The sequence below is a fragment of the Flagellimonas aurea genome, from assembly GCF_017313785.1.
Classification (GTDB): Bacteria; Bacteroidota; Bacteroidia; order Flavobacteriales; family Flavobacteriaceae; genus Flagellimonas; species Flagellimonas aurea.
In genome coordinates this window covers 443,919-465,285 of record NZ_JAFLNL010000003.1, presented here as the reverse complement: position 1 = coordinate 465,285, position 21,367 = coordinate 443,919, and the positions used below count along the sequence as shown (strand labels likewise).

Genomic DNA, 21,367 nt, shown 5'->3' with positions numbered 1-21,367 from the left:
CACAACAAAAACTCGCCTTCGTAGGGCGAGTTTTTTAGTTTTGGGTAAAACATCAACATTATGAAAAGAATAATTGTAGCTCTAGTGTTGGTCTCCGTGACCATGGGCAAGGCCCAAGATTTGAACGATATCTTTGTTTCGGGTGTGGCAGATGCAGAACGATTTGCCAATGCCTATTTGTCTCCCGTTTCTGAAGGGGCCATTTACAGTATTTCCAATGGATGGTACAATACTGCAGATGCAAAACCTTTGGGCGGATTCGAGATTTCAATTATTGGAAACATGACTGGCTTTAAGAACAAAGATGATAAAAAGGCATTTTTGTTAGACCCGGCGGATTATGAAAACTTGGACTTTGTGCAAAACCCTGGCCAAGCCAGAATGGTATCGACCGCTCTAGGTGATATTGAGGGAGTAGAGGTATTTGTTGAAGACCAAAGCGGTGTGTTCCGTGAGGACTTTGAGCTTCCATCGGGGCTTGCTGCGGAAAATCTCAATTTTATCCCGTCTGGATATATTCAGGCAAGTGTGGGTTTGATAAAAGGATTGGAAGTTAAAGCTCGCTTTTTACCAAAAATAAAATTTGATGACGACGCAAAACTTGGGCTCTTTGGTGCAGGATTGCAGTACGATTTCACCAAAATATTGCCTGCCGATAAAGTGATGCCCGTTGCTATTTCAGCGGTGATAGGATATACCAATTTAAACGGTGAATACGACTTTACCGATTCATCCACAATTGAAGGTAGCAATCAGCGGATTGATGCAAGCTTTAAAACTTGGAATTTTAGTGCTGTCGTTTCAACAAAAAACATTCCTGTAATCAATTTTTATGGGGGGCTTGGTTACATTACCGGTAAATCGGACATCGACTTGCTAGGGACCTATCAGGCAAATGGACCTTTCTTTTCGGAGACCGTAGAAGACCCTTTTACGGTATCAAAGAATGCAAGTGGGGTAGCCGCCACGCTGGGTACCAAATTAAAGCTTGGTTTTTTTAGGCTTAATGCAGAATACAATATAGCTGAATTCAGCACCTTCACCTTTGGTGTTAACTTCGGGTTCAGGTAGAAAGAAACCAAATCAACTGACCAAAAATAAAGAAGGCCCCGTAATGGGGCCTCCTATTTTCATATATGTAGTCTTCACGTCATTCCCTGGTGGCGAAGACCGAGCCATTATCCAAGGTCAATATTTCTGGTGTTTTTGCTTTTTCCAAGCTTACGGTGATATCCGTTACTTCGGGATCGCCGTAAATAATGGAATAGGTTCCTTTTTCTTGGGACCATTTAAAATCAGTGTAAAAAATCAATTTGGAGTTCGAATACCTTTGGTACCTGCCTAGGTATACATCGTTGAAAATCCATTCTTCGCGAACGGTGCTGGAATTTTTGCCCTCGATACTAGAAGATTCAGTTTTTGCCCAGATGCCCAGAATAGGGTCGTGGTTCTCTGGTACGCGAGTACAGTTGCTTATGGCGATGATGCCAACAATGGACAACAATGAAAAGAGCTTTTTCATAGGTCAAGTAGGTTACGTTAAATTTGGGACTATAAGAACGCAGCTTTGTAGGAATCTATTGCATAAAACTTATAAAATATTTCTTTTTTTAGATACAAACCGTTGTAATCGGCTTTTCTTTGCTTCAAAATAACTTTTAGAGGGTATGATTTGATGGAATTGGCTCGCTAAAACTGGTAAAAGTCAGCTTCTTTCTGCATCAAATGCATTATTTTTGAGGACTAAAATTTAAATCTATACAAATGAAAGTTACCGTAGTTGGAGCAGGCGCAGTGGGAGCAAGCTGTGCAGAATACATAGCAATGAAAAATTTTGCGGCAGAAGTTGTTTTATTGGATATCAAAGAAGGATATGCAGAAGGTAAGGCCATGGATTTGATGCAGACGGCCTCTTTGAACGGTTTTGATACCAAAATTACTGGAAGTACCAACGATTACAGTAAAACTGCAGGTAGTGATATCGCAGTGATTACTTCTGGTATTCCACGTAAACCGGGTATGACGCGCGAGGAGCTGATCGGAATCAACGCTGGAATCGTAAAAACCGTTGCAACAAGTCTTATCGAGCATTCTCCAGAGGTAACAATAATAGTAGTGAGCAACCCGATGGATACTATGACCTATTTGGTGCACAAAGCAACTGGATTACCGAAGAATAGAATTATTGGAATGGGCGGTGCTTTGGACAGTGCACGTTTTAAATATAGACTGGCGGAAGCATTGGAAGCTCCAATTTCTGATGTGGACGGTATGGTAATTGGTGGACACAGTGATACGGGAATGGTTCCACTAATCGGTCATGCCACTAGAAACAGTGTAAAGGTTTCCGAATTTTTGTCTGAAGATAAAATGAACTGGGTAGTGGAAGAGACCAAAGTTGGAGGCGCCACCTTGACCAAATTGTTGGGAACAAGTGCGTGGTACGCCCCAGGAGCTGCCGTATCCGGATTGGTACAGGCCATTGCATGCGACCAAAAGAAAATGTTCCCATGTTCAACTTTGTTGGAAGGTGAGTACGGATTGAACGACATTTGTATCGGTGTCCCAGTTATTTTGGGTAAAGGAGGTATCGAAAAAATTGTTGAAATCGAATTGTCCGATGCAGAAAAAGCCAAAATGCAAGAGAGTGCAGAAGGCGTTAAAAAAACAAACGGACTTCTAGAAGTCTAGACCAAATCATCGATAACCAACTAAAATGTCATTTCGGACACGACCTCAAAGAGTTTTACCATCAATTTGGATGGAAATTTAAAGGTTTGTCCGGAATGACATTTTTATTTTAACAGCGTAACCATCAACCGTAATTGCAATTACATCAATTTCTATTGTCAAATGTTATCGGAAATGATATATTTGCACGCTGTTTAAGAAAACTTCTAAAAAATTAACAATCAATGCAGAATAAAGGACTTATAAGGCTTTTCGCGATCCTTTTTGGCTTGGTGAGCATCTATCAGTTGTCTTATACTTTCATCACTAACAAGTTGGAAGGAGACGCTGAAGCATACGCAGTTAGCCAAATTTCGGAGGCTGAGGAAGATTATGTTGCAAAGCGTGAAGCTTTAGAGGCATCGTATTTGGACTCGATCAGTGATAACACTGTTTTGGGCTTTACGAGCTATGAAGATGCCAAGACGAAAGAGTTGAACAAGGGATTGGACCTTAAAGGAGGTATCAACGTTACCTTGCAGATTTCCGTTAAGGATATCTTGAAAGGCTTGGCCAACAATACCAAGAACCCAGTTTTCAACAAAGCATTGGCCGATGCAGATGAAGCATCCAAGAGTAGTGATAATACCTACTTGGAGCTGTTTTTTGAGGCTTTTGACCAAATCAAGGGAGATACCAAATTGGCATCACCAGATATTTTTGCCAACAAAGGTCTTAGCGATGATATCAATTTTCAAATGACGGATGATCAGGTGAAGCCTGTCATCAGAAGAAAGATTGATGAATCTATCGTTTCTGCATTTGAAGTACTTCGTGAGCGTATAGATGGTTTTGGGGTAACCCAACCAAACATCCAAAGGGAAGGAAATTCTGGCCGAATCTTAGTTGAGCTTCCAGGAGCAAGGGATATTGCCCGTGCACAGGAACTTCTGTCCAGTACCGCACAATTGGAGTTCTGGGAAACCTATCCACAGAGCAACAACAGTATTGGAAACTTTTTGGTAAGTGCCAATGAGCGTCTTAAAGAGATTTTGAAGCCCGAAGCAAAAGAAGATACCGAAGCAAAACCAGAGTCCGAAATCGATTCATTGCTTTCCGATGTTTCACAGGATTCTTTGGATATGACCGCTCAGGCCAATCCTATTTTGGGCAAACTGATTCCTGCTAATCCAGGTAGCCACGCCATTGCAAGGGCCATGGTTTCCGATACCGCCGAACTAGGCGAGTACTTGAGAATGCCAGAGATTAGAAGGTTGTTGCCAAATGATATTCAATTTACCAAGTTCCTTTGGGAGCGTCCGGCACAAGATGTCGAAATTGTTGATTTGTATGCCTTGAAATCCAATAGGGAAGGTACGCCCAGAATTAGCGGGGATGTAGTCTCCGATGCACAGGATACCTTTGACCAATTCAATAAACCTGCTGTTAGTATGACGATGAACACTCGTGGTGCAAAAGAGTGGGAGGAATTGACGGGAGATGCATACAACAACCAAACAGGTATCGCCATTGTTTTGGATAACAAAGTGTACACTGCACCAGGTGTTTCTTCAGGACCGATTTCTGGAGGACGTTCCGAGATTACAGGTACATTTACTGTAAACGAAACAAAAGATATCGCTAACGTATTGCGTGCTGGTAAACTTCCTGCTTCCGCAGATATTATCCAGTCCGAAGTCGTAGGACCATCCTTGGGACAAGAAGCTATCGACAGTGGGTTTATGTCCTTCGTCATCGCTATGATCTTTGTGCTGGTATGGATGATTTTCTACTATGGTAGAGCAGGAGTATTTGCAGATATCGCATTGGTTTTCAACATTCTTTTGATTTTTGGAGTATTGACCAGCCTTGGAGCTGTTTTGACATTGCCAGGTATCGCAGGTATCGTTTTGACCATTGGTATGTCGGTGGATGCCAACGTACTTATATTTGAAAGGATAAAAGAAGAGTTGGCCCGTGGAAAAGGAAAAGCCCAAGCCATTGCCGATGGTTTTGGAAATGCCTTGTCTTCTATTTTGGATGCCAACATTACTACTGGATTAACGGCAATTATCCTTTTCATCTTTGGGTCTGGACCTATTAAAGGTTTTGCCACTACATTGATGATAGGTATTGTTACCTCCCTGTTCACGGCCATATTTGTGACTAGATTGATGATTGAGGCCTATACCAGTAAGAAGGGTAGACGATTGGATTTCAGTACGGGGATTACCAAGAACCTTTTCACCAAGATGAACATCGATTTTTTGTCCAAGCGTAAGATTGCTTACATTGTTTCTGGAATCTTAGTAGCGGTAAGTGTGTTCTCATTGCTTACCAAAGGGCTAAATCAAGGTGTTGATTTTATAGGAGGACGTTCATACCAAATCCGTTTTGAGAAAGCGGTGAACCCTTCAGAGATTGCTTCTGAACTAAATACGGAATTTGGTAGCGGCACCATGGTGAAGACCTTTGGTGATGCTAATCAAATTAAAGTGACCACGCCATACAAAGTGGATGAAGAAGGTGTGGAAGTGGACACGGAAATTCAGAACAAACTTTACACCACATTACAAAAATACTTACCGGATGGAACTTCTTTTGAAGATTTCACCATTGGTGCGTCCGAAAAATCGATAGGTATCCTACAATCTGTAAAAGTAGGACCCACGATTGCCGATGACATCAAGAAAAATGCCTTTTTGGCCATTATCGGTTCCTTGGCGGTAGTTTTCCTATACATTCTATTGCGATTTAGAAAATGGCAATTCTCATTGGGTGCCGTGGTTGCGGTATTCCACGATGTAATGATCGTGTTGGGTATTTTCTCGCTAACGGGAAGCATCATGCCGTTTAATATGGAAATCGACCAAGCCTTTATTGCTGCCATTCTTACCGTAATCGGGTACTCACTGAACGATACGGTGGTAGTATTCGACCGTATCCGTGAGATTACAGCCCTAAAGGGATTCAATGATGGAGTAAATATTAATGATGCATTGAACAGCACTTTGAGTAGAACGTTGAACACCTCGCTTACCACGTTGATCGTGTTGTTGGCCATCTTCATTTTTGGAGGGGAAAGCCTAAGAGGGTTTATGTTTGCAATGATCGTAGGTGTAATTGTAGGTACATACTCTTCCGTATTTATCGCAACACCTGTAATGTTCGACTCATTAAAGAAGAAAATTGCTGCTGCTACAGGAGCATAGTTTTTCGTTTTTTTTTACATTACACTTTATAATAAAGGCCCTCAACTTGAGGGCCTTTGTTTTTAGGTTTTGTTTGCGGATAATGTTCCCAGCCACGATAATAATTGACTAAAAAGAGTGAAGTTTTGGATGACCCTGAGCTGACCATTAAAACCCCATTTATCCCTTTCTTTAGGATGATTGAGCATATAGGCCAAGGTTTTGGATAAGTTTTCAATGTCGGTTGGATCTGGGTTTATCTTTCCCGTTTTGTTATCAACCACCTGATATTTGAGTCCGGCCGCATTGGATACCAAAACGGGTTTTCTTTTCCACATGGCCTCTGTCGCCGTAAGTCCAAATCCCTCTTGGATGGAATTTTGCACAATAATACTGGAGGAACGCTGAAGCGCATTTACTATCAGTGCATTTTCTTTTGGATTGTCCAATGGTAGCAACAAAATGGCGATATCGTTCTGCATGTTTTTGTCCACCGTTTTATAGGTCTCCGTCAATTCTTTGAGGACCTCTTTACCTTCTGGATCGTCGGAAACAAACGAAGGGTCAGGGCCGCCCAACACCAACAATGTCATTTCAATACGTTTGTACTCCAGACTTTTGGGGTCGCCATTTTTTCGATTGTCCACCTTCATTTTGATAAAGGCTTCCATTAGTTCCTTAAAACCTTTTAGGCGATCCCATCTTGAGATCTCGGTAACTATTGGACGATAAATCAGATCTAGGTTTTTTCCTGCGTCCAACACATCAAAAGAACCATCAGGCATTACCCTTCTCACTAAATGTTTATATCGATGATAAAGAATGGCCTTATGATCGTCCAGTATGCCAGATTGATATAAAATTCCGATGCACTTGTGCAATTGCAGTTCCCGGTTCTTATGACTCAAAGGATCAATAGCAGGTGGAATAATAGAGGTTCTGTTCTTCAAGGGGTTTGGAACGTAGGATGGAAGACTAAAAACAAAATGATCATAATCGTTAGTGTAGGGTTCCAAAAATTTCCAAACTGCATCGGTAACGTCGGTATCATCTTCCAGACCAATATGGCATCTCCAAATGATAGAAACGTTTTTTTTCTTTTTGATCATTGCTGCCAATGGCATGGGCTGGGGATCATGTACCACAACAATATCTCCATCATTGATAAGCTCCAATGCCTTGGATAGATTATTTTGGTTGACTTCCTCATAAATTTTCCGGTCTTCTTCCGTAAAAATGCCATTGCCACTTCCGTGAATGGCGTTGTGTATACGTTTGGTCAAGTCAAAAAAGGCATCCTTTTTTGCTTCTATGACGAGCCATTCAATGGAAACGCCAAGCTCCCGTAAAATTCTCATTTGACTCGGGAGCATTTCGGCGACTCCGCCACCAATGGCAGTGGAATTTATCATCCAGATGGTTCGGCCTTTAAGTGATTCAATAGGTTCTTTGGACTGTTCCGTGAAATCCAGAACAGAGGAGTAGAGGGAGCCGTACGCCTTGTAATCCACAAGTTTGGCACCTGGCTTTACAGTAATCTTTTGCATGTAAGGGAGGGTTAAATGTTGAATTCCCTATAAGATAGCAAAAAAACAGCTGATTTGTTTAAGTGTTTGCTTGTGAGTTAATTAAATGTTTGATGCAACACCTTTTGAACCCTTTTCCGATGGATGAAGCTCGAAAATATATTCAGGATTCAACTGTGGCTCTTTGCGATGTGAGACAAAAACAATAGTGGAATCACTTTCCTTGGCTATTTTGTTTACCAACGCTACAAATAAATTTGCGCTGGAATCATCCAAACCTGCTGTGGGTTCATCCAAAATAAGTAAGGGGGGGTGTTTTACCATCGCGCGTGCCATCATCACCAAGCGTTTGTTGCCAACAGAGAGGTCTCGAAAGTGATCATTCTTTCTATCTTTTAAGTTTAAAAGGTTTAACCATTGGATGGCTAATTGTTTTTCACTGTCGGTCGGTTGCACATATAGCCCTATTGAATCATGGAGCCCCGAGATAATCATATTTTCCAAGGTGTGGTAACCACGAAATTTATTGGTAATTGCTGGCGTGTAGTATCCAATTTTTTGTTTCAGGTCCCAGACACTTTCACCACTTCCTTTTTTTTGTCCAAAAATGGTCAAATCTTCACCGTATCCTTTGTGGCTATCACCGGTAATCATCGATAGAAGTGTAGACTTGCCACTGCCGTTAGGACCAATGAGTTGCCAAAACTCCCCTTTTTTGATAGTCCAATCGATTTCGTCAAGTACTTTGCGTCCATCAAAACTTACCGATACCTTTTTGAAGCTGACCAGTTCCTTTAAGTCAATACTGATAGGGGATAACGGTGGAGGTATTGTTCCATTAAAATTGGTGGATTCAGTTTTATTTTCTTCCCAAAAAGCATCCGTAGACTCATATGGGTGCAGATTATCGCCGTCCAACTTAAAAAAATGGGCCGTATCAGGCAAAATATCATCCAACCTACTTACCAACTGAACCACGATTTTGTTTGAAGCGATATCCTGAAGTTGTTCCTTGAGTTGGGATTGAGTGGCCACGTCCAAATTATCATAAGGATTTACGAGGATGATAAAATCAGGGTCCTGCTGCAATAAAAAGTTGAGCAAGGCTTTTTTCTGTTCACCACTGCTCATGGTTTTTAATGCCTGTTCGCTGTCCTTTGTCAGTATTTTGATATCATGTCGCTCCTCCTCGTCCATATACCTGTTGATTTCGGAACGGGAAAAGAGAAGACCGTCCAGTTGCTGAAACTCGGTCAAACCGGGAACAGCGTGATTGCGGAGCAAATTTTGAACCAATTGGTCAATGTTCGAATTGTTTTGGGTAAGGATGACGTAGCTTTTGGATAGCTTCATGGAGAATAACGTAAGGACTTAAAATTACGATTATCCTCGCTTTACCCGAAAAATATGGACCGGATTATTCTTGTACGTAGTGGTTTTGTCCAAAAACATACCGTTTTTTTGAGCCACTTTTTGGGAAGGTAAATTATCCACATGAATAATGGAAATCAATGAATCCGAGAAACTGTTTTCGAAAGCAAACTGCTTACATTTTTGTGCAGCTTCAAACGCATAGCCTTGTAACCAAAATTTAGGTAGAATGGAGTATCCGATCTCCAGTTCCTCGATATTATCTACCATATGGACAAGTAGGCCACAGATTCCGACCAGCTCACCTGTTTCTTTTGAAATTAGGGCGTTCATGCCGCCCAAGTCATTTTCGTAGCGTTCAAAAACTCTGTCAAATTGAGATGTACAGGCTTCAATAGGGTCGGCAGGAAGACCTTCCCAATATTGGGTGGATTTTGGATTGTGATAAAAGGGCAACCATTCCTCAAAGTCCGATTCTTTCAGCTTACGAAAAATCAGCCTTTCTGAAGTTTGGTTTTCTAAAAGGTATTTCGACATTTAATTGCGGGAAAAGGAAATACTGTCGCCCACTTTCAGTCCCAATTGGTCGGAAAGTCCCGCATTGATTTCCAATACGTACTTTGCCGGAGCTCTGGAAGGTAGGCTACTTTCATCAAGGGGTTTTGCATTTTTTTGAAAGCTAACCACTTTCATTCCGGAGTTGATATAAATAATATCCAGAGGGATTTCGGTATTCTTCATGTAAAAATTTTGCTCAGCCTCTTCAGGTTGAATGAACAACATTCCCCGGTCTTGCTGCATGGATTTTCGGTACATGAGCCCTGTTAGGGTTTCGTACTCCGTTTCTGCAATCTCGATGTCAAAATTCGCTTTTATCGAGTCTGTTTTCGATGATAGTATGTCAAGCTCACCTTCTTTGGTGAAGGAGATATTTTCCGTTTTGATGGATTGTTTAGGCTCCGATTTACACGACACCAAAGTAATGGCAAAGGTCAAAAGCGCTATTTTTCCTGTTCGTAACATGTTGTTATAGTTCTACTGGTTCTGGTTTAACCATAAAATACACCCCGATTAAAATCATGGGGATACTGAGCCATTGCCCTGTGGAGAGCATGCCAAGTGTATCCTCGAACCCACCTTGACTCTTTTTGTAGAACTCTACGAAGAAACGTACCACGAACAACAGCACCATGAACAATCCAAAAAGGAAGCCAGGTTTGTTCTTCCAATCGGTTTTCCAATACAGAAGGTATAGGGCTATAAATACAAATACATAGCAGAAGCCCTCATACAATTGTGCTGGATGACGGAAAGGAATGGATTGTAGCACTTCGGAGAATTCCGGATTGTGCTGAATGGCTTTATAGGCGGCATTGGGGGTTTGTTCCTTGGTCAGGGCCATTGCTTGGTACGCCGGCATATCATCCGAATCACGGATAAATCTTGTTGCTAAAAAATAGGACTTGTCGACTACTTTTCCATTGATTTCGGAATTGAAAAAATTACCGAACCTAACAAATGCAGCGCCTATGGCGGAAGGAATCACCAATCGGTCCAATAGCCAAAGCATTTTAATATCTTTCCATTTTCTGCAATACAATGCAATCCCAATAATCGCTGCAATGGTGGCGCCATGGCTTGCCAAACCTGTAAACCCAGTAAACTCATACCCGTTGATGATGCCAAAAAGATTGCTGTTGGCACTTTCCCTAATGGGTAACAGAATCTCGGCTAAATGGTCTTTATAATAGTCCCAATCATAGAAGAAAACATGGCCCAACCGTGCACCGAGCATGATCGAGACTACTGTGTAAATAAAAAGGGAATCCAATTTTTCCATGGATTTCTTTTCGTTCAGGAAGATTTTCTTCATGATGAACCAGCCCAGAACAAAGGCGGCAATCCACAACAAATTATAATACTTTATCTGTATGAAACCCAATTTAAACAGGGTTCCTTCGGGGTTCCAATCAAATCCGAGAAAATACATTTATCTAAATTTTGGACTAATATAACTACTTTGAATGGTTGCACGGGTTAATTAAAGTGCAATTTTTCAGGGTACAGGGTCGTAACCACTTCCACCCCAAGGATTGCAACTGACAATACGCTTGATGGACAGCCACCCACCTTTGAACAATCCGTGTTTTTTTAGGGCCTCCAAGGTATATTGAGAGCATGTAGGTGAATAGCGGCAGGTTGCGGGAAGCATGGGGGATATAAAGAGTTGGTAAAACCGTACCAACAGTACAAATGGCGCTATCAAAATTTTCTTCATGTAAACCTCAAGTGATGGATAGGGACAAGGTAGCAAAAAGCCCCGACAAAATCGGGGCTTGGATTATACTTCTTCAGCAGATTGAACGGGTTCAAGATGTTCCCGTTCCTCATCCGTGTACATTCGTGATTTGATGACAAAACGGAGTCCCAACGGAATTTCCAGACTAAAACTGGCACCACGCCCTGTGGTTACATCAACTGTAAGCTGTGTGTGTTTCCAATATTCGAACTGGTCCTTGCTCATAAAAAAATCACATCCATGTATGGTGCCCAATTTTATATCGTTCCCATTGAGCATCAACTCGCCTTTGGGGAAGCACATGGGGGAGGAGCCATCACAGCAGCCCCCGCTTTGGTGGAACATAAGTTCGCCGTGGCGCTCCCTTAACTGGTCAATGATTTTTATGGCATTGTCAGATACCAATACGCGTTTTATCAAATTTCCCATCTTAGAAAAATCCCAATTTGTTCTTGTCGTAGGAAATCAGCATGTTTTTGGTCTGCGTGTAATGACTGAGCATCATTTTATGGTTTTCTCTACCGATTCCCGACTTTTTATACCCGCCGAATGGTGCATGTGCAGGGTAGTTGTGGTAGCAATTCACCCAAACCCTACCAGCTTCTATCTGTCGCGATATTTTATAGGCTTGGTGCATATCGCGAGTCCAGACCCCTGCGCCCAATCCGTATAGCGTGTCGTTTGCGATTTCCAAGGCTTCGGCTTCATCTTTAAATGTGGTTACGCAGACCACAGGCCCAAAAATCTCCTCTTGGAACACGCGCATTTTGTTGTTTCCTTTCAAAATGGTGGGTTGAATGTAATATCCACCTTCAAGCCCTTCGTTGTAAGCAGCCTCGCCACCGGCCAACACTTCACATCCTTCTTCTTTACCAATTTGGATGTAGTTCATGATTTTCTCGAACTGATCGTTGGAGGCCTGTGCGCCCATCATGGTTTCCGGGTCTAACGGATGTCCCAGTTTGATGGCTTTGGTGCGCTCCACAACTCGCTCTATGAATTTGTCGTAGATGCTTTCCTGTACCAATATTCTGGATGGACAGGTACATACTTCCCCTTGGTTCAATGCGAACATAACGGCACCTTCCAAACATTTATCGAAGAATTCATCGTCGGCGTCCATAATGCTTTCGAAGAAAACGTTAGGCGATTTACCGCCCAATTCCAAAGTAACGGGTATGATGTTTTTTGATGCATATTGCATGATCAATTGACCCGTTGTGGTCTCTCCTGTAAAGGCGATTTTTTTGATTCGAGAACTCGATGCCAAAGGTTTTCCAGCTTCAATACCAAATCCGTTGATGATGTTTAGTACACCGGCCGGAAGGATGTCCTCTATCAGCTCCATCAGTATTAATATGCCTACTGGTGTTTGTTCCGCTGGTTTTAGAACGACACAGTTTCCTGCGGCCAAGGCGGGAGCCAATTTCCAGGCGGCCATCAAAATAGGGAAGTTCCAAGGTATGATCTGTCCTACCACGCCAAGGGGTTCCATAATGTTCATGGATACGGTATTGCTGTCCAATTCACTTACCGAACCTTCTTCTGCACGGATTACACCCGCAAAGTACCTAAAGTGGTCTACTGCCAATGGCATGTCCGCGGCACGTGTCTCACGTAACGCTTTACCGTTGTCCCATGTTTCTGCGCGTGCCAACACTTCTAAATTTTTCTCCATGACATCCGCAATCTTTAAAAGAAGGTTACTGCGGTATGTTGCGGAGGAATTGTTCCATTCTGGTGCCGCTGCCCAGGCGGCATCAATGGCTTTGTCCACATCCTCTGCTGTGGATCGCGCAATTTTGGTAAATGCATTGCCATCTACTGGGGAAACGTTGTCAAAATATTCTCCTTTTGTCGGCGGGGTCCATTTGCCACCGATGTAATTTTCATATTGATCTTTAAACTTTGGTTTTTCTAAAACACTGCGTTCAGTAGTTTGTACATTGCTCATAATACTTGTTGTTAAAGTTAATTTTATGTTCGTTCACACTTTGCTCAAGTGACTGATTCTAAAAGTATTGATTTTGAACTCTGTACATCTGACGTATTCTATTAATGTCATGACCAATCCTCTTTGTTTTTATGTTTTTAACAAAAAATCATATCATATTTTTTATATTTAATAACTATTTACATAATATGTTAAGGAGTGAGTATTGAATATGCGATTGCCGGATAAATTCTATAAAGAAAGAAAACTGGAGCATTTGGTCGAAAACCAAACTTCCTACACCTTGAACAATGCATCAATGCATGTATTCGAGACGCATCTTCAAGCGGAAAAAGTACTCCTTCAATTTGACCAGCCTGTACTTGCCTCCATGTTGATTGGGAAGAAGGTGATGCATCTTAGAGACAAAAAATCTTTCAATTTTCTACCTGGTGAATCTTTGATACTTCCTTCCAATGAAGTCATGTGTATCGATTTTCCCGAAGCGAACGAAGAGAATCCGACACGTTGTTTGGCCATGGCCATTTCCGATGAAAAAATCAATAAGGTCATCAATTTGATGAACGAATCCATGCCCAAGCACGATGGTTCGGAATGGGCCTTGATGGATTACAATTACCATTTTACTAATGATGCCAGTATTTATGGTATTATCCAACGCTTGCTGTACCTGTTCACGGAAAATCACCCTTCCAAGGATTTTTTTGTGGATAATATGGTCCAAGAGTTGATAATTAGAATCTTGCAGGGGAATACCCGAGAAAAATATGCGCAAAATGCCTCTAAAATAAGTTCCAACAACCGATTGGCCTATGTAATCGAATACATCTCTCAGCACCTGCACGAGCCTTTAACGGTAGGGGAGTTAAGTAAAAAAGCATACATGAGCGAGTCTCACTTCCATAAAACTTTTAAAGACGAACTGGGCGTTACGCCGATTGATTACATCAACAGCGAACGTATTAAAATGGCTATCAATCTCTTAAAGAATCCTGATAGGAAAATAAAGGAAGTTTATATGGAATGTGGGTTTGAGAACCGTTCTTATTTCAATCGACTTTTTAAGCGAAAAATCCATGTTTCGCCAGGTGAATACCAATCAAAATTTGTGAAACACTAGTTTACGCTAAAGGTTGTACCGTCCTTGCCATCTTTAATCTGGATGCCGAGTTCTACCAATTGATCTCTAATCTTATCTGAAGTGGCAAAGTCTTTTTTGGCACGCGCCTCATTCCTAATGTCAATTAACAAGTCCATCACTCCGTTGAGTGTATTGGAATCATCTTTGCCCATGGATTGATTTTCAATACCAAGTACATCGTAAACAAAGGCTTTGAACGAACTTGCCAGAAAATCTTTGTCCTCTTCGGAAATACTTTCCTTGGCTTCCTTGATTAAGTTGATGTGCTTTACGGCCTCGAACAACTGCGCGATTAAAATCGGGGTGTTGAAGTCGTCGTTCATGGCATCGTAGCATTTCTGCTTCCAAGCGGCCACATCAAAATCCGACTTTTCACCGGTTTTTAATTTATCGATGCTATCCAGGGCATCCATCAAACGGCCATATCCTTTTTCGGATGCTTGCAAAGCTTCGTCACTAAGGTCCAAAATACTGGTGTAGTGTGCCTGCATCATAAAAAAGCGAACTACAGCTGGTGAGTAGGGCTTACTCAAAATATTATTGTTCCCACTAAAAATCTCTGAAGGATAAATATTGTTGTCCGTGGATTTGGACATTTTTTTACCGTTCAGGGTCAACATATTGGCATGCATCCAATAATTAACTGGAGATTTTCCGGTGCTGGCCTCTGCCTGTGCAATCTCGCACTCATGATGGGGGAATTTAAGGTCCATTCCTCCGCCGTGAATATCAAAGGTTTCGCCCAAATATTTGGTGCTCATGGCTGTACACTCCAAGTGCCATCCTGGGAAACCATCGCCCCAAGGGGATGGCCAACGCATAATGTGTTGGGGTTCCGCTTTTTTCCAAAGGGCAAAATCCTGAGGGTTTCTTTTTTCGTCCTGGGCGGTAAGTTCACGGGTGTTGGTGATCATGTCCTCCAACTTTCTTCCGCTCAATTTACCGTAGTCATGGTCTTCATTGAATTTGATCACGTCAAAATAAACAGAACCGTTGGCCTCGTATGCCAATCCTTTTTCAAGGATTTCTTTGATAATCTCTATCTGTTCAATGATGTGACCTGTGGCCGTAGGTTCAATGCTCGGGGGCAATAGGTTGAACTGTTGTAGGGTATTGTGGAAATCAACGGTGTAGCGTTGCACGACTTCCATTGGTTCAATCTGCTCCAGTTTTGCCTTTTTTGCAATTTTATCCTCGCCTTCGTCCGCATCGTTTTCCAAGTGGCCCGCGTCCGTAATATTGCGAACATAGCGCACCTTGTACCCCAAGTGTTTGAAGTACCGAAAAATCATATCAAACGACATAAACGTACGGCAGTTGCCCAAATGCACATTGCTGTAAACTGTTGGACCACAAACATACATGCCCACATGGCCTTCGTTTATGGGTTCGAATATGTCTTTCTTTCCAGTAAGTGAATTATGGATTCTTAAGGTTTGGTCTTTATAAAGTTGCATTTAACAGGTTGGTGTTTAAAATTCGGTGTCCAAGTTAATGTAATCCAAAAACTCTCTTCTGGTGGCCTCTTCTTTAAACTTTCCACCGTATTCGGCGGTCACCGTGCTACTGTCAATATCTCGAATTCCCCTAGAGTTTACACAAAGGTGCTTGGCATCGATAACACAAGCTACATCTTCAGTACCCAAAACTTTTTGAAGTTCTTTTACAATTTGGATGTTCATTCGTTCCTGAACCTGAGGGCGTTTGGCATAATAATCCACTACGCGGTTCATTTTGGAAAGCCCAACTACTGTTCCGTTGGAAATATAGGCGATGTGCGCTCGGCCCACAATGGGCAACAAATGGTGCTCGCAAGTAGAGTAAACCACAATGTTTTTCTCCACCAAAATCTCACCGTACTTGTATTTATTGTCAAAAGTTGAAGATTTCGGTTTTCTGTCCGGATGAAGTCCACCAAAAATTTCCTGAACGTACATTTTGGCCACTCGTTTGGGTGTTCCCTTCAAACTGTCATCATCCAAATCAAGACCAAGGGTAAGCATGATCTCTCTTACGCTTTTCTGTATTCTTTCGATTTTTTCTTCGTCGCTCAATACAAAAGCATCATCCCTTAGCGGGGTGTCCGATGAGGAACCTACGTGGTCGTTTCCTCTTTCTTCATATTGTTCTTCCAATGCCTGCTCTAGTTTCATAGCTATTGCTTAAAGACAGCAAAGATATACATTAATGAGGGATTTAACATCTGCTTGCCGAGGTTTGACAACATAAATTATTGTTAACCCTAACGCCACGGTACTTTTATAATGCCCAAACGTACAGTCTTTTATGTTTAAACCCTTTTTTAAGACCTTATTTCTGCTACTGATTTGTCAGGCTGCGAATGCCCAAGTTGCACAAGATTGTGTAGATGCGGTTCCTATTTGTAGTAACACCCCTATTAATGGGGGCACCAATGGTTTTGGTACAGATGATTTTAATGGAGCGGTTTCCAGTGGATGTTTGGAGCAGACCACGACCGGAGCGATTGAATCCAATTCTGCTTGGTATCGATTTAGAACGGCCGAAGCGGGGCAGTTAGGTTTTAATATTGGGCACAGCAGTGATGAGGATTGGGATTTTGCCCTATATCGTGCAACGGATTGCAGCAATCTGGGCGACCCTGTCCGCTGTAATTTTTTTGATAATAGCGAAAACACCAGTTTTATCGGGGTAGGGGAAGATCCTACGGGCGATTTGGATTCTGTTCATTATGAAGATTGGCTCCAAGTTGAAGCTGGCGAGGACTATTACCTCTTTATCAATAACTTCAGTAATGTCAATTCTGGTTTTTCCATTCAGTTTACAGGAAATATTTGGGTGGACCACCCCAATAGTGCATTGGATTGCACCATCATAAACAATTTGCTTGGGCCACCAATCGCTGCTTGTGAAGGTGATAATATTGTGTTGGACGCTACTACTGTGGGAGCCACTAATTACGAGTGGTATAATGATTCTGGAAGCGGATACCAACTGATAGCAGGTGCAAATGCGGCCACTTATGATGTTCAAAGCACAGGACAGTACCGAGTGGTAGTCACTACATCTACCGAAAATATAGTGAGCGATGTTCAGGTGGGATTCAATGAAGTGCCTGTTACAGGTGCGTTAACTGATGAAACCTTTTGCCAAGAAGCTAACATGGCATTTAACTTGAATGATAAAAATTCCGAGGCATTGAATGGCACGGACCCTGATGATTTTGTGGTCAGTTACCATAGTTCGCAAGCAGATGCTGATGCTGGAAATCATCCTTTGGAAAAACAATACATTCCAACTGGAGGTCTCGAAACCATATTTGTTAGGACTACTTCTTTGTCAAACCCAGAATGTTATGATGCTTCCCAAAGCTTTACTTTGAATGCCATTGAAACTCCGATCCTAAGTTTTTCGGACCAAGCTGTAATCTGTGAGTCGGTTGGAAGTCTGGAAATAGGGGAAACAAATTCTAATCCAAATTATACCTATCAATGGAGTACAGGTGAACAAACACCGTCCATATCAGTTTCCGAAAGCGGTCAATATACGTTAACGGTGACCAATCAATCCAACGGAACTCTTTGTGAAACCAGCCGAACCGTGTTCGTGGAAGTTTCTACAATGCCACAAATTTCCAGTGTGGACATCGAGGATTTGAGCGTAAACAATACGGTAACCATCAATACGGAGAACAATGGTATGTACGAATACAGCATAGATGGCGGGGATTTTCAAGTGAGCAATGTGTTCGAGGGCGTGCCTCCCGGTGTTCATACTGTGCGTATGCAAGACCCGTATGGATGCGGCATTGTTGAAGAGGATATTGTTGTGGTTGGGTATTTGGCGATTTTTTCGCCCAATGGAGATGTAATGAACGAGACGTGGCAAATCGAGGGACTCTCTACCTTAAATTCACCCATTGTTACGATTTATGACCGATATGGTAAGCTCATCAAGCAAATGAACGAGTTTGACCCCGGATGGGATGGCAGCTTTCAGGGTAAACCGCTACCATCCACGGATTATTGGTTCAAATTATCCTATGTGGATGACAATGGCAACCGAACTTTCGCCAAGCATATCCAAAGTCATTTCTCCTTGAGACGTTAGCACAGATGTTGTTAGTCGATTAAGAGCAAATTTCTTCGATAAAAAATACTAAAGGTAGGGTTAATGGAGTTATAAGGGTTGTAAGTAGAATAACCATTAGCCCCAAAATTCTATGAGAGCCCTATTTAGCGCTATCTGTTGCTTCTTTCTATTTCAGGCGGTTAGCGCGCAAAACTCACCAGATTGTAGGACAGCCATTCCTGTTTGTGCCGATGAACCCATTTTGGGAACCACTGACGGTAGCGGTGATATCGATGATTTTGACCCGGAGGTAATTACCCAGACAGGCTGTTTGGAGAAGGGGAGTGTGAGCTCTGCCAATATTGAGAACAATACGGCCTGGTACGTTTTTAGGGCGGGTACGGACGGTCAAATCGGTTTTGATATCGAGGCGCTTCCTGTAACGCCCGGTAGCCCGATTACCTCGGAATGGGATTTTGCTTTGTATGGCCCTTTTGATGAAACCATGAACGATAACTTCTGCACCATAGTGGGAGATGGCAGCGCACAGCCCATTCGGTGTAACTATGAATACAACGATACCGGTTTTACAGGAATAGGGGTGAACCCTGTTGATGGGCGAGAGGGTGCTCCCTTTGTAAAGTCAAGTCAGAATACCTACGATGAATGGTTGAATGTGAGACAGGGGGAGGTTTATTACCTGTACATCAATAACTACAATACCAATTTTGATGAAGAGCCAGAGTCTTTTATGTTGACTTTTACAGGTTCTTCCGTGGATGAAGATCAGGACAATGCCTTGGATTGTACTTTGCGAGATGAATTTTTAGGGTTTGATATTGTGGCCTGTGAGGGCGACCCGGATATTACTTTGTCCGCTTTAAATTCTCCGGTAGGACCAAGTATTTCAAATATTATTTGGAAGTTGGATGCTGATGATGACGGTACTTATGAAACCATATTGGCTACAGGTGCCAGTGAAACAGAATTTACGGTTTCCAGTCCAAATTCCGGTCGCTATCGGGTTACAATCGAGTCCACGTTTGGTACCACGATTACCGATGATATCCTAATCACATTTTATGGCACTCCGGAGCTGGAAGAAGTTCGGGTCATTGATGATTTGGTGAACAGTGACCAGACCGACCCGTACAATGTGGAAATTGTTCCGGTGGGGGATGGGAACTATGAATATGCCATAAATGGTGGTGAATTTCAGGATGATCCTATTTTTGAAGATGTTCCTCCGGGCACCAATACCGTTATCATTAACGATAAAAATGGTTGTGGTACCACCCAACCTATCGAGTTTTTGGTGGTTGGTTACCCAAAATTCTTCACCCCTAACAGCGATGGTGCCCACGACAACTGGACCGTTTACGGGGTGGAGCGATTGCAAAACCCTGTGGTGTATATTTTTGACCGCTATGGTAAACTCCTAAAACAAGTGAATGTGAACGTTGGATGGGATGGTACTTTTAACGGTAGGGATATGCCTTCATCCGACTATTGGTTCCGTTTGGAATATGGGCGCGATGAAGATGGTCTTATTGTGGCCAAGTCGGTTCGCAGACATTTTTCATTGGTTCGCTGATATAAAAAAGGCCGGAATTTCTTCCAGCCTTGTACTTTCTATTTTTAGATTTTTAAAATTTTAGTGTGTAGCCTAAAGATATATTGATGTTTATTCTGTTGATAAGCGCTGCGTTGTCGACTCCGCCATCAAACAAATAGGAGTTCACATCTTGTTCGGTCCTGCTGTAGGCCAAATCCAATCGGCTAGCTCCAAAATTGTAACCTATACCGGCAGAAAAACCGTTCAAATCTCCCACAAAATCTGTATCCTCATATGGACTTTGGTCATATCGGTAACCACCCCTAAGGCTAACTTGGTCTATACGGTACTCACCACCTACACGGAAGGAGTTCACGGCACCAAGCGTGTCTGAAATAAAATCATTCTCAGCAGCAAAACTAGGGTCGGAAGTAGGTCTGAGTTGTGCTTTGGACATGTCCTGATAAGAGTAATCAAAGCTGATGAGTCCATCTTGTCCAAATACCAAAGCGACACTACCTGTATATTTTTCAGGGGTTTTTATCCTGTATTCATCGTAAAGGTTTACGATGGTAAAGTTGATGAAATCAATATCCGATACAGCTAAGTTTGAGTTGATTCGCTGTGAGGTATCGTCCGTTAGGGTGTACCATGTTGGCGATTGATAACTGGCTCCAACGCGAACCGTTTGATTTACCTTAGCGATGGCTCCTAGACTAAACGAGAATCCGTAACCTTCGGTATGCAAAAGATTGTCAAAAGAAATGCTCTGAATCGGAGATTCGGCATCATAACCTTCTTCATCCAAATAGGAAACCCTGTCATAGAGTACGTTATGAAAGTTTAAAGATGCACCCAAGTATAGGTCTTCTTTGTATTGGCTTGCAAAGTTCAATGTGAATTTACTATTGTAGCCAGAAGTGTTCCGAACATATCTTTGGTTTACAGTGCCGTATTGCGCATTGGAAAAGTAAGAGGTGTTCTGGTCATCATCTTCAACAGGTTCAATAATACCCGCTTGGAATCCAAGAAATGCCTGTTGGGCGGAGTACCCTAGATTGGCACCGATATCCAAATAAGCATCTTCAATATACTCACCTTGTTGGGTACGTAATGGACCTAGAGGTTCGCCATCGGCAAAATTCAGAAAATAGTTGTCGATTCCTACGGGGCTGGAACCTGTAACGACCAATTGGTTATCAAAATTTTGGACCATATCATAATTGACGGCCAATGCAATTTTTTTCCAAGGGCTATCGGTAGATGAGTTCCATACAAAAACGCCACCGATTTGGTTAAATTCCAATGAATTGTCCGTAGTGTTTCTTGTGGTATTGCCATAAAGGGCATCGTTGTTCCTATGGTAGTTTGATCCTGTAATCGATATCTCGCTAAAATTGAATACTGCGGAACCAGCAGGATTTACGTTCAAGGCCGATAAGTCACCGCCCAAAGCTCCAAATGCACCGCCCATTGCTTGAAACCTTGCGGTTCCCTGTAGGTTTTCTGTGCTGTAGCGCATAACATCATCTATGGTTTGGGCACTTGCAAAAGTGCATGCCAATACCATTATGAAAGTTGAGATTCTTTTCATTTATTCTGATTTAGAT

18 protein-coding genes are annotated in these 21,367 nt (G+C 42.2%); 6 read left to right on the top strand and 12 right to left on the bottom strand.

Annotated features, from left to right (window positions below; genetic code table 11):
- Positions 1 to 60 precede the first annotated feature (60 nt).
- Positions 61 to 1,071, top strand: a complete 1,011-nt coding sequence (locus J0656_RS08040; RefSeq protein WP_207032755.1) for a DUF6588 family protein — start codon at positions 61 to 63, stop codon at positions 1,069 to 1,071.
- 79 nt (positions 1,072 to 1,150) lie between these two features.
- On the opposite strand, the gene J0656_RS08035 is transcribed toward J0656_RS08040, so the two are convergent.
- Positions 1,151 to 1,522, bottom strand: coding sequence for a hypothetical protein (locus J0656_RS08035; protein ID WP_207032754.1), 372 nt, complete (start codon positions 1,520 to 1,522; stop codon positions 1,151 to 1,153).
- Between the two features lie 242 nt (positions 1,523 to 1,764).
- Here J0656_RS08035 and mdh point away from each other — a divergent pair, with 242 nt between their 5' ends.
- Positions 1,765 to 2,691, top strand: a complete 927-nt coding sequence (gene mdh, locus J0656_RS08030) for a malate dehydrogenase (RefSeq protein WP_207032753.1) — start codon at positions 1,765 to 1,767, stop codon at positions 2,689 to 2,691.
- Between the two features lie 224 nt (positions 2,692 to 2,915).
- Positions 2,916 to 5,882, top strand: a complete 2,967-nt coding sequence (gene secDF / locus J0656_RS08025) for a protein translocase subunit SecDF (RefSeq protein ID WP_207032752.1) — start codon at positions 2,916 to 2,918, stop codon at positions 5,880 to 5,882.
- A gap of 62 nt (positions 5,883 to 5,944) precedes the next feature.
- On the opposite strand, the gene J0656_RS08020 is transcribed toward secDF, so the two are convergent.
- The 8 genes from J0656_RS08020 to exaC all read right to left on the bottom strand — a co-directional run bounded on the left by J0656_RS08020 (position 5,945) and on the right by exaC (position 13,011).
- Complete coding sequence (locus J0656_RS08020) at positions 5,945 to 7,408, bottom strand: glycosyltransferase (RefSeq protein WP_207032751.1); 1,464 nt, start codon at positions 7,406 to 7,408, stop codon at positions 5,945 to 5,947.
- 81 nt (positions 7,409 to 7,489) lie between these two features.
- Complete coding sequence (locus tag J0656_RS08015) at positions 7,490 to 8,740, bottom strand: ATP-binding cassette domain-containing protein (RefSeq protein ID WP_207032750.1); 1,251 nt, start codon at positions 8,738 to 8,740, stop codon at positions 7,490 to 7,492.
- A 30-nt stretch (positions 8,741 to 8,770) separates the two neighbouring features.
- On the bottom strand, positions 8,771 to 9,295 hold the full coding sequence (locus tag J0656_RS08010) for a GNAT family N-acetyltransferase (protein ID WP_207032749.1): 525 nt from the start codon (positions 9,293 to 9,295) through the stop codon (positions 8,771 to 8,773).
- Positions 9,296 to 9,781 (bottom strand): DUF192 domain-containing protein, encoded by a 486-nt coding sequence (locus J0656_RS08005; protein ID WP_207032748.1) that lies wholly within the window; start codon positions 9,779 to 9,781, stop codon positions 9,296 to 9,298.
- 4 nt (positions 9,782 to 9,785) lie between these two features.
- The gene (lgt, locus tag J0656_RS08000) at positions 9,786 to 10,748 is read right to left on the bottom strand and encodes a prolipoprotein diacylglyceryl transferase (RefSeq protein ID WP_207032747.1); all 963 of its coding nucleotides are present in this window, start codon (positions 10,746 to 10,748) and stop codon (positions 9,786 to 9,788) included.
- A gap of 66 nt (positions 10,749 to 10,814) precedes the next feature.
- A complete protein-coding gene (yidD, locus tag J0656_RS07995) occupies positions 10,815 to 11,036 on the bottom strand; it encodes a membrane protein insertion efficiency factor YidD (RefSeq protein ID WP_207032745.1) in 222 nt (73 codons plus the stop codon).
- Positions 11,037 to 11,099: 63 nt separating this feature from the next.
- Positions 11,100 to 11,486 (bottom strand): DUF779 domain-containing protein, encoded by a 387-nt coding sequence (locus J0656_RS07990; protein WP_207032743.1) that lies wholly within the window; start codon positions 11,484 to 11,486, stop codon positions 11,100 to 11,102.
- A gap of 1 nt (position 11,487) precedes the next feature.
- Positions 11,488 to 13,011 (bottom strand): acetaldehyde dehydrogenase ExaC, encoded by a 1,524-nt coding sequence (exaC, locus tag J0656_RS07985; RefSeq protein WP_207032742.1) that lies wholly within the window; start codon positions 13,009 to 13,011, stop codon positions 11,488 to 11,490.
- A gap of 211 nt (positions 13,012 to 13,222) precedes the next feature.
- On the opposite strand from exaC, the gene J0656_RS07980 reads away from it, so the two are divergent.
- Positions 13,223 to 14,131 (top strand): AraC family transcriptional regulator, encoded by a 909-nt coding sequence (locus tag J0656_RS07980; RefSeq protein ID WP_207032741.1) that lies wholly within the window; start codon positions 13,223 to 13,225, stop codon positions 14,129 to 14,131.
- Here the strand turns inward: J0656_RS07980 and cysS are convergent.
- Complete coding sequence (gene cysS, locus J0656_RS07975) at positions 14,128 to 15,609, bottom strand: cysteine--tRNA ligase (protein WP_207032740.1); 1,482 nt, start codon at positions 15,607 to 15,609, stop codon at positions 14,128 to 14,130. The two genes, J0656_RS07980 and cysS, sit on opposite strands and share 4 nt — an antisense overlap.
- Before the next feature lie 15 nt (positions 15,610 to 15,624).
- Complete coding sequence (folE, locus tag J0656_RS07970) at positions 15,625 to 16,305, bottom strand: GTP cyclohydrolase I FolE (protein WP_207032739.1); 681 nt, start codon at positions 16,303 to 16,305, stop codon at positions 15,625 to 15,627.
- A 133-nt stretch (positions 16,306 to 16,438) separates the two neighbouring features.
- On the opposite strand from folE, the gene J0656_RS07965 reads away from it, so the two are divergent.
- Positions 16,439 to 18,241, top strand: coding sequence for a T9SS type B sorting domain-containing protein (locus tag J0656_RS07965; RefSeq protein WP_207032738.1), 1,803 nt, complete (start codon positions 16,439 to 16,441; stop codon positions 18,239 to 18,241).
- 112 nt (positions 18,242 to 18,353) lie between these two features.
- Positions 18,354 to 19,796 carry a T9SS type B sorting domain-containing protein gene (locus J0656_RS07960; RefSeq protein WP_207032737.1) on the top strand — a complete coding sequence of 481 codons (1,443 nt, stop codon included), beginning with the start codon at positions 18,354 to 18,356 and terminating at the stop codon, positions 19,794 to 19,796.
- 52 nt (positions 19,797 to 19,848) lie between these two features.
- On the opposite strand, the gene J0656_RS07955 is transcribed toward J0656_RS07960, so the two are convergent.
- A complete protein-coding gene (locus J0656_RS07955; protein ID WP_207032736.1) occupies positions 19,849 to 21,351 on the bottom strand; it encodes an OmpP1/FadL family transporter in 1,503 nt (500 codons plus the stop codon).
- Positions 21,352 to 21,367 lie beyond the last annotated feature (16 nt).